We start from the raw sequence: 14,950 nt of genomic DNA, 5'->3' as shown, positions 1-14,950 counted from the left end.
GACCCGGCGCGCCCGCCGTGTCGCTCCATCCCACGAAACTCGAAGGAAGTGTCATGACCGCAGCCCTACGCGCACGAGAAGACGTCACAGTCGACTTCGACGTCTACGACGCCGGCCTGGCGGCGCCCGTCGACCGGTTCCAGGAACGCGCGGCCGAGTTGGCCGCCATCGGACCGGTGGTCTGGTCGCCGCTCTACGGCGGCCACTGGATCGTCACCGGCTACGAGGAGGTCCACGAGGTGCTTCGCGACGCCGAGACCTACTCGAGCTTCCCGAACAACCTCATCACCAGCGATGCGTTCGGCAAGTTCATTCCGATCGAGCTCGATCCCCCCGAGCACACCGGCTACCGCAAAGCTCTTCAGCCGCTGTTCGGCCCGGCGCGTATGAAGAAGCTGACCGACGACATCCGCCTGGTCGTCAACGATCTGCTCAGCGAATTCTCCTCGCGGGGCTCCGCGGAGTACGTGTCCGAGTTCGCACACGAACTGCCGGCGCGGATCTTCTTGACGCTGATGGACTGGCCGGTCGAGGACGCGCCGCTGTTCACGACGCAGACCGACGTGGCGCTGCTAGGCAAGCCCGGAGCCTCCGAAGAGGAGTCGATGCAGGCGCGCGCCGAGGCCGCGATGCAGATGTTCGCCTACTTCCAGAAGATGGTGGACGAGCGTCGGGCGAACCCCGGCGACGACATCACCTCCACGCTCATTCACACCGAGGTCGCGATGGAGGACGGTCTGCGTCTGCTCACCGACGAGGAACTCGACCGCATGTTCTTCCTGCTGCTCATCGCGGGTCTGCACACCGTGCAGGGTTCGCTGGCCTGGATGATCAAGCACTTCATCGCCAATCCCGAGCAGCGTCAGCAGATCATCGACGATCCGGACCTGATCCCGAGCGCGGTGGAGGAGATCCTTCGGATCGAGGCCGCGGTGGTCCCGGGCCGTCGGGCGATCCGAGACGTCGAACTCGGTGGCGTGCAGATCGCCGCGGGCGACAAGATCATCCTGATCCTCGCTTCGGCCAACCGGGATCCGAGAGAGTTCGAGACCCCGGCCGACGTCGATGTGAACCGGAGTCCGAACCGGCACCTCTCGTTCGGCGGCGGTCCGCACCGGTGTCTCGGATCGCATCTGGCGCGCATCGAACTGGCGGTGGCGATGGAGGTGATCCACGCGAGGATCCCCGACTACCGTTTCGTCGAGTCGGATCCCCCCGTGTTCCAAGCGTCGCAGGTGCGAGGGTGCCTGCGCATGCCGATCGAGTTCACGCCCGAGAGCTGACTCGATCCCGCGGTCGGGCGCCGGGAGGGGCGTCCGACCGCGGCTTTTCGCGTTCCGGGCCGGGCGTGCGGCGATGCCCCCGATCGCCTCGATTCCGGCGAACACATTGCCGACTAAATCTAAATGCGATAGATTTATTGGTGTCGGCGGGGGAGCCGCGTTCGGGCGACTGCCAGACACCGTTCGACACCTTGATCACGACGGGAAATTCTCATGACGACATCGCTTCCTCGCCAGGATCGGATCCGGCGCGCCCTGGAACTCCTGCGCAACGAGACGACAGACAAGTTCGACGAGGTCATCGACTTCGCTCCGGGCGAGTTCACCGACCCGGTCCTCGCCCAGGACGAGCGCGACTACATCTTCGGCACGGTGCCGTCGATCGTCGCCCACGGCTCGGAACTGGCCAAGCCCAACGACTTCATGACGGTGCAGATGCCCCGCAACAACATCATCGTCATCCGCCAGAAGGATCGGAGCGTCAAGGCGTTCGTGAATCTCTGCCGGCATCGCGGGGCGCTGCTCGAAGACCGCGAGAAGGGGCGCTGCCGCATCTTCTCGTGCCCGTATCACCGCTGGTCGTACGATCCGGACGGGAGTCTGCGCACCATCACGCGCGACACCACCTTCGGCGACGTCGACCGCGCCGAGCACGGACTCATCGAGATCCCCGTCGAGGAGCGGCACGGTTTCATCTGGGTCGTCGACAACGCGAACGCCACGATCGACGTCGCCGACTGGCTCGGCCCGGAGATGGACGCGATCCTGTCGGAGTACCGACTCGAGGACTCGGTGTGCTTCAAGGCGGGCGGATTCGACGAGCCGACCAACTGGAAGATCATGCAGGACGCGTTCCTGGACGGCTACCACATCCAGTACGCGCACCCGAACACCGCGGGCAAGATCATCCACACCAACGTCATGGCCTTCGAGGACTTCGGTCGGCACTGCCGCTTCATCGCGCCGCGTAAGACGATCGACCGCTTCCTCGAGGAGGACCCCGGCGAGCAGCCTCTGGACAAGTACGTCACCGAGACGCACTTCCTGTTGCCGAACTCCACACTTCTGCGCCAGCCCGACCACTTCCAACTCTTGACCTTCCGTCCTCATCCGACCGATCCGACGCAGTCGCGCATGGAGCAGCGACTCATCGTGCCGACCGTCGAGAACAGCGGAATGGAGGCCGAGCGGTGGGAGCGGCTGTGGACCAAGAACTGGGACATCCTCCTCGCGGTGCTCCACAACGAGGACTTCCCGCTCCTGCGCGGATCGCAGCGCGGCATGGGGAGCGCCGACGCGGGCGACATGATGCTCGGACGCAATGAGATCGCGAACCAGGTGTTCCGCAGGGAGACACGCAGACTGGTCGAGGCCGGTCGCGCCGTCTCCGGCGGTCGGTAGGGCGGATCATGATCCGGTACGAGTGGCGCACCGACCTCGACGCCGCGGACGCGGCCCAGCTCCGCGAGGTCCTGCTCCGAGCGGCGGCCTACGACGCCGAACCCGAGTACAACTCGATCGACCCGGCGGACGTCGAACGTGATCTGGCGCCCGGCAGCGGCGTCCGCCATCTGGTGATCTGGCTGGAGGCCCGTCCCAGGACGCTCGACGGTCCAGACGAACCCGAACGCGTGGCGGGCGTCGTCCGGCTCGTCGATCGCGGCGACGGACGGGCGGACGGGACGATCGTGATCGACCCGGACCTGCGGTCGATCGGCATCGTGACACTGCTCCTCGAACGCGAGGGGGTGGACGCGAGCGGCCCCGACGGATGGCTCGGGAGTGGATTCGCCGGCATCCGATCGTGGGCGCGCGGCAACCATCCCGCGTCGGGCCGCATCGGCGACCGGAATCTGCTGCCCCGCACACGGCGGGTGTGGAAGCTGGTCCGGCCGAGCGTCGAGGTGGCCGCGGGCGACGCCGACCGGGTCGTCGACCTCGGCTCGGACGATGCGGCGGCGATCGAGGAACTGCTGGCGTCGCGGGTCGGGCACGACCGTCCCGCACTCGATGCCGAGGACCGCAGCGTGGTCGGTGTCCGCGGCGAGGCCGGTCTGTCGGGGCTCGTCGAGATCGACCTGCGCCCGGTGTACGTGGAGGAGTTCGGCCGATGTGCGAGCGCGGCGCTGCTCGCGTACTCGCCGTCGCTCACCGACGCCGAGTGCCGCGCGGTGCTGACCGATCTGCTCGTCGGTGCGGGGGCTCGGGCGGCGCAGAGCGGACTGGACGGGCTGATCGCGTACGTCTCCTCCGACGACGACGCGCTCGTCGCAGTCAGCAGACGCGTGGGGCTGCAGCACGACCGTACCGACGTTCTTTACGAGATCCGTTGAAGGAGAAAAACGTTCATGGACAGTGACCTCTTCGAGGCCGACCATCTCGCCTATGCCGACTCGGTGCGTCGGTTCGTCGCCAGGGATGTGGTCCCGCACCTGGACTCCTGGGAGGAGAACCGCGAGATCGACCGCTCCGTGTGGACGGCGGCGGGGCGGCAGGGGCTGCTCGGACTGGCGGTCCCCGAGCAGTACGGCGGCAGTGGGGTCACCGACTACCGGTTCCGGGTCGCGCTCATCAACGAGCTGGCCCGGGTCGGCGCCAGTTCGCTGCAGTCGGGGTTCTCGACCAACGACGACATCGTCCTGAACTATCTGCTGCGGCTCGCCGACGAGGAGCAGTCGCAGCGGTGGCTGCCCGGGTTCACCACCGGTGAGACCATCGGGGCGATCGCGATGACCGAACCCGGCACGGGCAGCGATCTGCAGGGCATCACCACCACGGCCGCCCGGGTCGACGGCGGTTGGCGCCTGTCCGGATCGAAGACGTTCATCACCAGTGGGATCCTCGCGGATCTGGTGATCGTCGTGGCCCGCACCGACGCCGACGCGGGATCGAAGGGATTCACGCTGTTCGTCGTCGAGGAGGGCATGGCGGGATTCCGTCGCGGCCGGAAGCTGCGGAAAGTCGGCCTGCAGGCGCAGGACACCGCGGAGCTGTTCTTCGACGACGTGGTGGTTCCCGACGCGAACGTCCTCGGCGAGGTCGGCGGCGCCTTCGGTCACCTCATGGACAGCCTGCCGCTCGAACGACTCGGCATCGCCCTCGCCGGCCAGTTCTCCGCGGAGGCCGCTCTTCGCTGGACCGTGGACTACGTCCGCGAGCGTCGGGCCTTCGGCAAGGCGATCGGCGACTTTCAGAACACCTCGTTCACCCTCGCCGACCATGTGAGCAGAACCGAGGCCTGCCGGGCATACCTCGACCGGGCCGTCGAACGGTACAACGCGGGCACGCTCACACCGGAGGACGCGGCCAAGACGAAGCTGATCGCCACCGAGAACCAGTGGGCGGTGCTCGACGCCTGCGTCCAGTTGCACGGCGGCTACGGCTACATGCTCGAGTACCCCGTCGCCCGGGCCTTCACCGATGCTCGCATCCAGCGCATCTACGGCGGCACCAACGAGATCATGCGGCTCATCATCGGCCGTCACGAACTGAGCCGCGCCTCTTGACCGGCCGCATCCGCGACCGCCCTCCCGAATCGAAGAAATGAAGGAAACCACGCCATGACCGCAACCATCGGAGCAGCCCTCGACTGGTGGGGCCGCACAAAACCTCAGGACGTCGCCCTGGTCTTCGACGGCGCCGAGATCGACTACGGCACCCTGCGGGACTGGACCGGGCGCGCCGCCCGGCACCTCGTGGAGACCACGGGTGTGAAGCCGGGCGATCGTGTCGGGCTCCTCGGCCCGAACTCGCTGGAGTGGCCCGTCGCCGCATTGTCGGTCCTCAAGTCGGCCGGCGTCCTCGTCCCGCTCAACAGTCGGTATCAGCCGGCGGAGCTGCGCAAGATCGCCGACGAGGCCGGACTGACCGCCGTCGTCGTCGCACCCGGGTTCGAGGACCTCGCCGCGGAGACGGCGGGAATGGGCGACGAGTTCGCCATCGTGCCCTTCGCCGAGCTCACCTCACTGCGCGACGGCGGCGCCGACCGGTTCCGGGTCGACGCCGAACCCGATGAGCCGATCACGATCCTGTTCACCAGCGGGTCCACCGGGCTCTCGAAGGGCGTCGTGCTCACCAACCGGACCCTGCTGTCGATCGTCTTGGAGAACACGCTCACCGAGGAGGGGTTCCGGCCGGGCACGACGACGCTGCTCGTGCTGCCGCTGGCGTTCACACCGGGGCTGGTCTACGGACTGCTGATCACGACCGTCCTCGGCGGCACGCTCGTCGTCGAACCCGACCTCGTGCCCTCGCGTGCGGTCTCGCTGCTGGAGAAGCACTCGGTCGAGGCGATCTTCGGCGTTCCGTTGATCTTCGAGGCGCTCTCGCGCGCCCCGGAGTTCGCCGGCGCCGATCTGTCCTCTCTGAAGACGGCCATCGTCGGCGGGGCCGCCGTTCCGGGCGATCTCCTCAAACGATGGGCCGACAAGGGCGTTCTGCTGCGTCAGATCTACGGGATGACCGAGGCCGGCGGTGTGGCGACGGCGACCGTTCGCTCCGAGGCGATGGAGTTCCCGGACCGATGCGGCACCGGTTCGATCTTCACCGAGGTCAAGGTGTTCGACTCCGACGGGAACGAGGCGGCGCCGGGGGAGACCGGCGAACTCGTGGTCCGCGGACCCGGTGTGACGCCGGGGTACTGGAACGATCCGGAGACCACCGCGGAGGCGCTTCGTGGCGGTTGGCTGCACAGCGGCGACCTCGGCGAAGCCGACGAACAGGGACGCGTCAAATTCGTCGACCGACTCAAGGACCTCATCATCTCCGGCGGCATCAACATCTCGCCCGTCGAACTCGAGAGCGCGATCGGCGCGATCGACGGTGTCGTCGAGGTCGCGGTGATCGCGGCGACCGACGAGAGGTTCGGCGAGACGCCCGCCGCGATCGTCACGGTGACCGGCGACGTCGACGCCGCGACGATCGTCGAGCACTGCTCCACGGTCCTCGCCGACTTCAAGGTCCCCCGGTACGTGGTCGTGACCGCCGACCCGCTCCCGCGACTGCCGTCCGGGAAGATCGCGAAGAGCGCGATCCGCGACGAGTACAAGGACGTGCACGTGCGGTTCGAGAAGGTCAGGTGACCGCGCTGATCGAGCGGCCGACGCTGTGGGTCGAGCGACGCGATACGACGGCGGTCGTCTGGCTGAACCGCCCCGATCGACTCAACGCGTTCACCTACGGGATGCGGGACGATCTGGTCGCGGCGTTCGATGCGACCGATGCCGACGACACCGTGCGCGCGGTGGTCGTCACCGGCACCGGGCGGGCGTTCTGCGCGGGCGCCGACCTGGAGGCCGGCGGGGACACGTTCCTGCCCGAAGACGGCGTCGACGGGGTGCCCCCCGACTCCGGCGGCGTCGCGGCGCTGCGCGTGTTCGAGTCCCGCAAGCCGGTGATCATGGCGATCAATGGACCGGCGGCGGGCGTGGGGGTCACCATGTCGCTGCCCGGCGATGTGCGGATCGCCTCGGACACCGCGAAGTTCGCGTTCGTCTTCACTCGTCGAGGACTGGTTCCCGAGGCCTGCTCGACCTGGTTTCTGCCTCGCATCGTCGGCATGCCCACCGCGCTGCGGTGGACGATCGCCGGATCGACGGTGACCGCCGACCAGGCTCTCTCCGCCGGACTCGTCTCGGAGGTGGTCCCGGCGGCCGCGGTCCTCGATCGCGCACTGGCGCTCGCGGACGAGTTCGCCGCGGGCACCTCGCCGGTGTCGGTCGCACTCACCCGCGCGATGATGTGGCGGATGTCGGCCTGTGAGGACCCGCGACGGGCGCACGCCGTCGAGTCGCAGATGCTGTACGAGCGCGGTCGGTCCGGCGACGTCCGCGAGGGCGTGGCGTCGTTCCTGGAGAAGCGGACGCCCGACTTCCCCGATCGCGTCAGCACGACGGTCGGCGACTTCGACTGGACACCGCGAACATAGGACAGGAATCGTCCAATGTATCGTAGAGTCGTGCGATTCGGCGATGGGAACAGATGATGGCGCGACGTAAGACAGGCAATGTCCTCTCCGAGGACGCCGACGAGGCGCGCGATCAGATCATGCAGGCGGCCGAACGGGTGTTCGCCAAGTACGGGGCGTCCAAGACGACGATGGACGACATCGGGCGCGAGGCGGGAGTCTCGCGCCCGACCGTCTACCGTTACTTCGCCGGTCGGGACGCGCTGATCTCCGCGCTCATCGAACGCCGCTCGCGGATGCTCTTCGTCAAGGCCCGCAAGTTCCTCCTCGGCCTGCCGACGTTCGCCGACCAGCTCGTCGAGGGGCTCATCTTCCTCGTCGACCACGGCCGACAGGACCCGCTGGTCCGCGTCCTGGTGTCACCCGAGCACATGCAGATGGCCGAGCCGCTGGTCGGCAGCTCCGGGCTCGCCGCGAGGCTGACCGCCGAGATGTGGGAGCCGGTCCTGGACCAGGCGATGGAGCGGGGCGAGATCCGCAGCGATCTCGACCGCGGCAAGATGGCCGAGTGGATCGCGCTGCTCCAGTTCATCCTGGTCGGCCGACTCGACTTCGATCGCCCCGAGGATCCGTCGCATCGCGAGATGCTCCGCACATTCGTGCTGCCCGCATTCCTGCCGCCCGGGCAGTCGGTCGAGTGAGCGGCGAGGACGCGTCCGACGCGATCCTCACCGCTGCGGAGACGTGCTTCGAGCGGTTCGGCATCACGAAGACGACGATGGAGGACGTCGCCCGCGCGGCCGAGGTGTCGCGGGCGACGGTGTACCGCTGTTTCGCCGACCGCGACAGTCTGATCATGGCGTCGGTGATGCGGCGTGCTCGCAGCCGACATGCCGAGGCGCGCGCCTACATCGAGAACTGGCCGTCGCTGGCCGACCGAGTCGTCGAGGGCATGGTGCACGACGTGCTTCGCGGCAGGCGAGATCCGATGATGCACCTGCTCGTCTCCCCGGAGGAGATGGAGCTCTCGACGCAGCTCCTATGGCGCTCCGGTGAAGCCGTTCGGCTCACCGGTGAGCTGTGGGCGCCGGTGCTCCAGGACGCGCAGCGGCTCGGCGAGCTGAGCCGGGACGTCGACATCGTGTTGCTCACCGAGTGGATCGCCGAGTTGGAGATGACGTTCATCAGCCAGTCCGACGGCAGCGACGAGTCGGTCGACCGCTTTCGCGCCAAGCTCCGCGCGTTCCTCGTGCCGTCGCTGCTTCCGCGACTGGACTGAGCCGGAGCGTCGGACGCGCGGCCGGCGGCGTCACAGGTCGATCACCAGTCGCTTCGAGCGGCAGCGTGACACGCAGATCATCATCACGTCGCCCGCCGCCGCCTCCTCCTCGTCGAGCACCGAGTCGCGGTGGTCGATCTCGCCGTCGAGCACGGCGACCTCGCAGGTGCCGCAGGTCCCCTCCTGACAGGAGAAGTCGGCGTCGACGCCCGCGGCGAGGACGGCGGCCAGGATCGACTGGTCGGCGGCCACCTGCACCGTCGTGCCCGACTGTGCGAGCTCGACCTCGAACGCGGTGTCGACCTCGTCGCCGGTGGTCTCCTTCGGCGAGAAGCGCTCCACGTGGAGTGCGACGCCGAGACGGTCGCTGACCTCCTCGATCGCCGACAGCAGGGGCTCCGGACCGCAGCAGTAGACGACGGCGCCGTCACCGGTGTCCGCGAGCGCGGACTCGAGATCGAGGAGTCCCACCTCGTCCGCGGGTGCGAGTTCCACCCGGTCGGGGTGCGACCGCGTCAACTCGTCGGCGAACGCCATGCTGGTCCGCGTGCGGCCGCCGTACAGCAGTCGCCACTCTCGCCCCGCGGCGGTCGCTTCACGCATCATCGGGAGCAGCGGAGTGATGCCGATGCCGCCGGCCACGAACAGGTACGACGGCGCCTCGACGAACTCGAAATGATTGCGCGGACCGTGCGTGCTGAGGGTCGCGTCGACGTCCAGGCTGTCGTGCACGTAGGCCGATCCGCCCCGGCCGTCCGGCTCGCGGAGCACGGCGATGCGCCACTGTTCATCGGATGGATCGCCGCACAGCGAGTACTGACGGACCAGCCCGTTGTCGAGTTCGACATCGATGTGCGCCCCCGGTGTCCACGCCTCGAGCGGTCGCCCGTCGGCGTCTTCGAGAACAAGCGAGGCGACCTGATCGGCGACCACCTCCTTGGCGCTCACACGAAGGGTTCTCGATGTCGTCATGCGGGGCCTTCCCGGAAATCGGTTGAGTACCTTTTAATCTTATGTTATTAGTTTTATGGGATCAAGGCAGTCGGCGGACAGCACGGCTGATCTGGTTGATCCGCAGCGACTCTCGTGGGCGCGAGCCCACTCAAGGTGGTGTCTGAATGACGCTCGAACACGATCCGCGCGCCTTCCGCGGCGACGGCGTCGCCCTGGCCGCCAGCACGTGGCGACCCGACGGCCCGCGCGAGGGGACGGTTCTTCTCCTGCACGGGGGCGGACAGACCCGGCACTCCTGGCAGCGCACCGGTGCGCGTCTGGCCGAGCACGGTTGGAACGTCCACGCGATCGACCTCCGCGGCCACGGCGACAGTCAGTGGGCGCCCGACGGCGACTATCGCATCGCCGCCCACGCGCGCGATGTGCGTGCGGTCGCATCGTCTCTCCCCGAACGCCCGATTCTCGTCGGTGCCTCGCTCGGCGGCATGGCGTCGCTGATGGCGCAGGCGGAGGATCCGACGCTCGCTCGTGCGCTCGTCCTGGTCGACATCACCCCGAAGGCACGGCCCGAGGGGTTGGCCAGGATCCACGACTTCATGGCGCGGGGCGTCGCCGGATTCGACTCCCTCGACGACGCACTGGACGCGGTGGTCGCCTACAACCCGAACCGTCGTCGACGGCCCCGGATCGACGGTCTGCGCAAGAATCTGCGCGAGCGCGACGGTCGGTGGTACTGGCACTGGGATCCGCGGATCCTCGCGCAGCGCGAGAACTCGCCGGAGGCCGCCGCCGAACGCGAGCGGGCCGCCCGGGCGGCGGCTCGGAGCGTCCGAGTGCCGACCCTGCTGGTCCGCGGCGCCCAGTCGGACGTCGTGTCCGACGACGGCGTGCGCGATCTGCTCGGTTCGATCCCCGGCGCGCGACACGTCGACGTGGCCGGAGCCGGGCACATGGTGTCCGGCGACGACAACGACGTGTTGAGCACGGGGATCGTCGACTTCTGCGACGACGTGCCGCGGTCGGCCTGAACCATCGATTTTTCACCCAGGAAAGGAACACTCATGGCTCGACTAGACGGAAAAGTGGCGTTCATCACCGGCATCGCCCGCGGTCAGGGGCGATCGCACGCGATACGCCTCGCGGAGGAGGGCGCGGCGATCATCGGTATCGACATCTGCGACCAGTTGCCGACGGTCTTCTACCCGATGGCCACCCAGGAGGATCTCGCCGAGACCGAACGACTCGTCAAGGAGGTCGGCGGCCGGATCGTCACCCGGATCGGCGACGTACGCAAGCGCGAGGACATCGAATCGGCGTTGCAGGCGGGCATCGAACAGTTCGGTCACGTCGACACGATCATCGCCAACGCGGGCATCATGCCGGTTATCGGTCCGGGCGAGCAGCGACAGGCCTGGTTCGACGCGGTCGACGTGATGCTCACCGGCGTCTGGCAGGTCATGGACGTCGTCACCCCGATCCTGCAGGAGCAGGGGCGGGGCGGCACCATCACCATCACGAGTTCGGCGGCGGGACTGCGCAGCATCGGTCTCAACACGCTGCCGGGCCAGGCCGGGTACACGGCGTCCAAGCACGGCGTGGTCGGTCTCATGCGGCTGTACTCCAAACAACTGGCCAAGGACTTCATCCGGGTCAACACGATCCACCCGACCGGGGTCAACACCCCGATGGTCGCGAACGCCGAGTACGGCGAGTTCCTGGCGGCCAACCCGGAGGCGGCCACCGACGACGCGTACAAGAATCCGATGCCCGTCGAACTGGTCGAGGCGATCGACATCAGCAACGCGATCGTGTTCCTGGCGTCCGACGAGGCGCGATACGTGACCGGGGTGACCATGCCGGTCGACGCGGGCTACAACAACCGCTGACCCGCGAGGAATCCCCGACCGGGGTCGGCCGACGGCCCGCCCCGGTCGCCGGTCCGTCGAATCGTCGGCCCCTGTGCTCGCGGCGGAGCGGGTGATCGTCGGACCGTCCGTCCCGCCCGCATCGCCGGGCCCGAAGAGAGGTGTACCGGAGCTCATGAGTCGACGAAGGGTCGCGATCGTGACCGGAGGCGGCCGCGGCATCGGCGCCGCCGTCTGTGAACGGCTGGCATCGGACGGGTTCGCCGTCGCGGTGAATTACGCACGCAGCGCGGACGCCGCGGCCGGGGTCGTGGCGCGGATCGAGGAGAACGGCGGGGAGGCTCGGGCGTTCGAGGCCGACATCGCCGATCCCGCGCAGGCGGAGCGTCTGACCGTCGCCGTGGCCGAGAGCCTCGGCCCGCCGAGCGTGCTGATCAACAACGCGGGAATGAACAGCGCCGCGGCCGCCCGACGGCAGTCGCCGGACGAGTGGGACCGGATCATCGGTGTCAACCTCAGCGGCGCCTTCTACTGCTCGCACTTCGTGCTGCCGCACATGTACGAACTCGGGTGGGGTCGGATCGTCTTCGTCAGCAGCCCGTCCGGCGGCCGGCGGCCCGCGCCCGCGGTGAGCGCGTACTCCGCGGCGAAGGCCGGGCTCGTGGGGATGACGCGCAGCCTGGCACAGGAGGTCGCGCGTCGTGGGATCACTGTGAACGCGGTGATGCCCGGCTACGTGGCCACCGACATCACCGCGTCGGCAGGCGACGCGGCCGTCGAATCGCTCGAACGGTCCTGGCCGAGGATTCCCGCCGAATCGGTCGCCTCGACGGTCGCCTTCCTGGTCGGCGATGACGCCGCCGACGTCTCGGGTGAGGAGATCGGCGTCTGGCGGGGCGGACCGGTGTCGATCTAGTGCCCGGTCCGATCGATCCGCCGTGCGATTCGCGCGTGGCGTACGCGGTGTCCCGTTCCGCCGGTCGAGTGTATGAGGAGCGTGCGCGCCGTCGGCGGGGCCGGGCGAGATCGACTCCGCAGACGACCCCGGCAATGCTCCACCACAAGCTCGATCGACATGTTCGTCGAAAGGATGCACGCTGATGACAGATCTGACAGGACGGGTCGCCGTCGTCACCGGTGCGGCCAGCGGCATCGGCGCCGGTACCGCGCAGGAGTTCGTCGCACGCGGCGCATCGGTCGTGGTCGCGGACGTCGACGAGCGGCGAGGTCGCGAGGTCGCCGCGGATCTGGGCGACCGCGGTGTCTTCCTGCGCACCGACGTGTGCGAGGAGACCGATGTGGCGGCCGCGGTCGGCTGCGCCGTCGAGACGTACGGTCGGCTGGACTGCCTCGTCAACAACGCCGGTCGAGTCGGCGCGTGGACCTTCCTCGACGATACGAGCGTCCAGGAATGGGAGGACTCGTTCGCCGTCCTGTGCCGCAGCGTGTTCCTCGGGACCAAACACGGTGCGCGGGCCATGCGGAGTCAGGGCGAGGGAGGCTCCATCATCAACGTCTCGTCGGTGGCGGGCGTCCGGACCGGCTTCGGTCCGCACCCGTACAGCGCGGCCAAGGCCGCCGTACTGCAACTGACGAGCACCGCGGCACAGGAACTCGCCGAGCATCGGATTCGCGTCAACGCGCTCGTCCCCGGCGGCGTCGCGACGCGCATCGTCGGTCGCGGCGCCGGACTCGAGGACGATGCGTTGGATCGAAGCGTGGACGCCGTGCGAGCGAACCTCGCCGCGTTCGCGCCCATCCCGCGAGCAGGTGAACCCGACGACCTCGCCTGCGCCGCGGCCTTCCTGGCCTCCGACGACGCGTCGTTCATCACCGGACAGTGCCTGGCCGTGGACGGCGGACTGAGTCTCGGGCGCCGGTGGCCGCGGAACTTCCGCGACGAGGCCGAGGAGGCCGCGCGTCGCCGACGAGCGCCGGCCGCCGGTGATTCTCCGGTGGTCGACCGGGAAGCGGAGTGACGCGATGCCATCGGCGCCCGATGCGGCGATCGTCGGGCTCGGCATCACCGAACTCGGCAGGGTCTACGGCCGGTCGACGACCGCTCTGGCGGCCGAAGCGGTCCGTCTCGCGGCGGCCGACGCCGGGCTCGGGCTGCACGATCTCGACGGGCTCCTGGTGAGTCCGGGCATGCGGAAGGACCTCGACGTCAATCTCGCCGGAGTCCTCAACCTCGGGCATCTCGGGCTGCTCGCACAGGTGAACGCGTACGGATCCACCGCGGGCGCGATGATCACGCAGGCCGCACTGGCCATCGACGCCGGAATGGCCACGACCGTCGCGTGCGTGTTCGGCGACACCCCGCTGCGGCCTAGTCGTCCGGCCGGTTCGGCCTGGGGCAGTCCGTCGCGAAGCGGGACGGCTCTGACCGGGTTGAGCGGCTGGCAGACGGCGTCCGGCGCGACCAACCCGAACATCCTCTACGCGATGTGCGCGCGCAGGCACATGGAGGCCTACGGCACCACCTCGACGCAGTTGGGGGCCATCGCGGTCGCGCAACGCTCGTGGGCGGCGGCCAACCCTCTCGCGGCCATGCGAGACCCGATGTCCATCGAGGACCACCAGGAGTCGAGATGGATCGCCGAGCCCTTTCACCTCCTCGACTGCTGTCTGGTCAGCAACGGCGCCGTCGCGGTGATCGTCACGTCCGCCGACCGCGCCGCCGATCTGCGTCAACCCGCGGTGCACGTGTGGGGGTTCGGACAGGCTCATCGACCGCGTCAGATGCACGCGGGCTCGGACTGGGGCCTGGTCACACCCGCCGCGCGATCGGGTCCGGACGCGATGCGGATGGCCGGCGTCACCGTGAACGACATCGACATCTGCGAGATCTACGACTGCTACACGTACACGGTCCTGGTGACTCTCGAGGACTACGGTTTCTGCGCGAAGGGCGAGGGCGGCTCATTCGTCGCCGACGGCGCCCTCGCGCCGGGCGGCGCGCTGGCGTGCAACACCGGCGGCGGGCAGTTGTCCTCGTATTACATGTGGGGGATGACGCCGGTGTCCGAGGCCGTGATCCAGGCGCGCGGGCACGGCGGAGACCGACAAGCGCCCCGCAACGACGTCATCCTCGTCAGTGGAAACGGCGGGATACTCGAGCACCACTCGACGCTGGTGCTCAGTCCACTTCATCGGAGGGCGGCATGACCACCGACTCGAACGACAGTCCGATGCTGCCCGCCGTCGTACGGGACGAGGCCGGTGCCGCGTTCTTCGACGCGGCCGCCCGCGGCGAGCTCCTGGTGAAGAAGGGGCCCGGCGGAGTCGTCCTCGGCCCGGAGGTGCGCACCTGTCCGGTCACCGGATCGGGCGAGCTCGACGCCGTGTCCGCGAGCGGGCGGGCGACCCTGGTCAGCTGGGCGACCGTCCACCGGGCGCCGCTGCCGATCCTGGCCGACGCGGTGCCCTATGTCACGGCGCTCGTCGAACTCGACGAGGGACCGTGGCTGCTGGTCCGTCTCATCGACGTCGACACCGCAGATCTGCGCGTCGGGCTGCCGCTGCTCGCGCGCTACGTCACCGGACGCGGAGCCGACGGCGAGGCCGCGGGGGAGACCCTGCCGGTCTTCGCCCCGGATCCCGGTCGCCGCTAGGCTCGCCGCCCGCCCGGTGAGGCGGCGCCGGACGATGCGCTCGTCCGGCG

The 14,950-nt window shown here is 68.8% G+C and carries 15 protein-coding genes; 14 read left to right on the top strand and 1 reads right to left on the bottom strand.

Features of this window, described 5'->3' with window-relative positions; all coding sequences use genetic code 11:
• The first annotated feature begins 53 nt into the window (after positions 1–53).
• The 8 genes from BKA16_RS19925 to BKA16_RS19890 all read left to right on the top strand — a co-directional run bounded on the left by BKA16_RS19925 (position 54) and on the right by BKA16_RS19890 (position 8,467).
• The gene (locus BKA16_RS19925) at positions 54–1,283 is read left to right on the top strand and encodes a cytochrome P450 (protein ID WP_183372307.1); all 1,230 of its coding nucleotides are present in this window, start codon (positions 54–56) and stop codon (positions 1,281–1,283) included.
• A 213-nt stretch (positions 1,284–1,496) separates the two neighbouring features.
• A complete protein-coding gene (locus tag BKA16_RS19920) occupies positions 1,497–2,684 on the top strand; it encodes an aromatic ring-hydroxylating oxygenase subunit alpha (RefSeq protein ID WP_183372305.1) in 1,188 nt (395 codons plus the stop codon).
• 8 nt (positions 2,685–2,692) lie between these two features.
• Entirely contained in the window at positions 2,693–3,616 is a 924-nt protein-coding gene (locus BKA16_RS19915; RefSeq protein WP_183372302.1) for an N-acetyltransferase, read from the top strand.
• Positions 3,617–3,631: 15 nt separating this feature from the next.
• On the top strand, positions 3,632–4,789 hold the full coding sequence (locus tag BKA16_RS19910; protein WP_183372300.1) for an acyl-CoA dehydrogenase family protein: 1,158 nt from the start codon (positions 3,632–3,634) through the stop codon (positions 4,787–4,789).
• 54 nt (positions 4,790–4,843) lie between these two features.
• The gene (locus BKA16_RS19905; protein ID WP_183372298.1) at positions 4,844–6,364 is read left to right on the top strand and encodes a class I adenylate-forming enzyme family protein; all 1,521 of its coding nucleotides are present in this window, start codon (positions 4,844–4,846) and stop codon (positions 6,362–6,364) included.
• The gene (locus BKA16_RS19900; RefSeq protein ID WP_183372297.1) at positions 6,361–7,209 is read left to right on the top strand and encodes an enoyl-CoA hydratase-related protein; all 849 of its coding nucleotides are present in this window, start codon (positions 6,361–6,363) and stop codon (positions 7,207–7,209) included. The genes BKA16_RS19905 and BKA16_RS19900 overlap by 4 nt, the downstream gene beginning before the upstream one ends.
• A 56-nt stretch (positions 7,210–7,265) precedes the next feature.
• Positions 7,266–7,889: a TetR/AcrR family transcriptional regulator gene (locus tag BKA16_RS19895; protein ID WP_183372295.1), complete on the top strand. Its 624-nt coding sequence runs from the start codon at positions 7,266–7,268 to the stop codon at positions 7,887–7,889.
• Positions 7,886–8,467, top strand: coding sequence for a TetR family transcriptional regulator (locus BKA16_RS19890; RefSeq protein WP_183372294.1), 582 nt, complete (start codon positions 7,886–7,888; stop codon positions 8,465–8,467). The genes BKA16_RS19895 and BKA16_RS19890 overlap by 4 nt, the downstream gene beginning before the upstream one ends.
• A gap of 30 nt (positions 8,468–8,497) precedes the next feature.
• On the opposite strand, the gene BKA16_RS19885 is transcribed toward BKA16_RS19890, so the two are convergent.
• Entirely contained in the window at positions 8,498–9,439 is a 942-nt protein-coding gene (locus tag BKA16_RS19885) for a PDR/VanB family oxidoreductase (RefSeq protein WP_183372292.1), read from the bottom strand.
• Between the two features lie 146 nt (positions 9,440–9,585).
• Between BKA16_RS19885 and BKA16_RS19880 the strand changes: the two genes are divergently transcribed.
• The 6 genes from BKA16_RS19880 to BKA16_RS19855 all read left to right on the top strand — a co-directional run bounded on the left by BKA16_RS19880 (position 9,586) and on the right by BKA16_RS19855 (position 14,900).
• Positions 9,586–10,449 carry an alpha/beta fold hydrolase gene (locus tag BKA16_RS19880; protein WP_183372291.1) on the top strand — a complete coding sequence of 288 codons (864 nt, stop codon included), beginning with the start codon at positions 9,586–9,588 and terminating at the stop codon, positions 10,447–10,449.
• A gap of 33 nt (positions 10,450–10,482) precedes the next feature.
• Positions 10,483–11,307 carry a mycofactocin-coupled SDR family oxidoreductase gene (locus tag BKA16_RS19875; RefSeq protein WP_183372290.1) on the top strand — a complete coding sequence of 275 codons (825 nt, stop codon included), beginning with the start codon at positions 10,483–10,485 and terminating at the stop codon, positions 11,305–11,307.
• A 154-nt stretch (positions 11,308–11,461) separates the two neighbouring features.
• Positions 11,462–12,202 (top strand): SDR family oxidoreductase, encoded by a 741-nt coding sequence (locus tag BKA16_RS19870; RefSeq protein WP_183372289.1) that lies wholly within the window; start codon positions 11,462–11,464, stop codon positions 12,200–12,202.
• Between the two features lie 184 nt (positions 12,203–12,386).
• The gene (locus BKA16_RS19865; protein WP_183372288.1) at positions 12,387–13,265 is read left to right on the top strand and encodes a glucose 1-dehydrogenase; all 879 of its coding nucleotides are present in this window, start codon (positions 12,387–12,389) and stop codon (positions 13,263–13,265) included.
• Between the two features lie 4 nt (positions 13,266–13,269).
• Positions 13,270–14,454 carry a thiolase family protein gene (locus BKA16_RS19860; protein ID WP_183372286.1) on the top strand — a complete coding sequence of 395 codons (1,185 nt, stop codon included), beginning with the start codon at positions 13,270–13,272 and terminating at the stop codon, positions 14,452–14,454.
• A complete protein-coding gene (locus BKA16_RS19855; RefSeq protein ID WP_183372285.1) occupies positions 14,451–14,900 on the top strand; it encodes a Zn-ribbon domain-containing OB-fold protein in 450 nt (149 codons plus the stop codon). The genes BKA16_RS19860 and BKA16_RS19855 overlap by 4 nt, the downstream gene beginning before the upstream one ends.
• Positions 14,901–14,950 lie beyond the last annotated feature (50 nt).

Origin of the sequence: Gordonia humi (assembly GCF_014197435.1) — a bacterium.
Taxonomy (GTDB): Bacteria; Actinomycetota; Actinomycetes; order Mycobacteriales; family Mycobacteriaceae; genus Gordonia; species Gordonia humi.
Note: the sequence above shows the minus strand (reverse complement) of the source record. Positions and strands in the feature narration are given on the sequence as shown.

What these genes read in the sequence shown, in the direction of transcription:
- BKA16_RS19925 (WP_183372307.1), top strand. Translation starts at nt 54, where the DNA reads ATGACCGCAGCCCTACGCGCACGAGAAGACGTCACAGTCGACTTCGAC.
- BKA16_RS19865 (WP_183372288.1), top strand. Translation starts at nt 12,387, where the DNA reads ATGACAGATCTGACAGGACGGGTCGCCGTCGTCACCGGTGCGGCCAGC.
- BKA16_RS19880 (WP_183372291.1), top strand. Translation starts at nt 9,586, where the DNA reads ATGACGCTCGAACACGATCCGCGCGCCTTCCGCGGCGACGGCGTCGCC.
- BKA16_RS19905 (WP_183372298.1), top strand. Translation starts at nt 4,844, where the DNA reads ATGACCGCAACCATCGGAGCAGCCCTCGACTGGTGGGGCCGCACAAAA.
- BKA16_RS19910 (WP_183372300.1), top strand. Translation starts at nt 3,632, where the DNA reads ATGGACAGTGACCTCTTCGAGGCCGACCATCTCGCCTATGCCGACTCG.
- BKA16_RS19895 (WP_183372295.1), top strand. Translation starts at nt 7,266, where the DNA reads ATGGCGCGACGTAAGACAGGCAATGTCCTCTCCGAGGACGCCGACGAG.
- BKA16_RS19915 (WP_183372302.1), top strand. Translation starts at nt 2,693, where the DNA reads ATGATCCGGTACGAGTGGCGCACCGACCTCGACGCCGCGGACGCGGCC.
- BKA16_RS19870 (WP_183372289.1), top strand. Translation starts at nt 11,462, where the DNA reads ATGAGTCGACGAAGGGTCGCGATCGTGACCGGAGGCGGCCGCGGCATC.
- BKA16_RS19855 (WP_183372285.1), top strand. Translation starts at nt 14,451, where the DNA reads ATGACCACCGACTCGAACGACAGTCCGATGCTGCCCGCCGTCGTACGG.
- BKA16_RS19875 (WP_183372290.1), top strand. Translation starts at nt 10,483, where the DNA reads ATGGCTCGACTAGACGGAAAAGTGGCGTTCATCACCGGCATCGCCCGC.
- BKA16_RS19885 (WP_183372292.1), bottom strand. Translation starts at nt 9,439, where the DNA reads ATGACGACATCGAGAACCCTTCGTGTGAGCGCCAAGGAGGTGGTCGCC.
- BKA16_RS19920 (WP_183372305.1), top strand. Translation starts at nt 1,497, where the DNA reads ATGACGACATCGCTTCCTCGCCAGGATCGGATCCGGCGCGCCCTGGAA.
- BKA16_RS19860 (WP_183372286.1), top strand. Translation starts at nt 13,270, where the DNA reads ATGCCATCGGCGCCCGATGCGGCGATCGTCGGGCTCGGCATCACCGAA.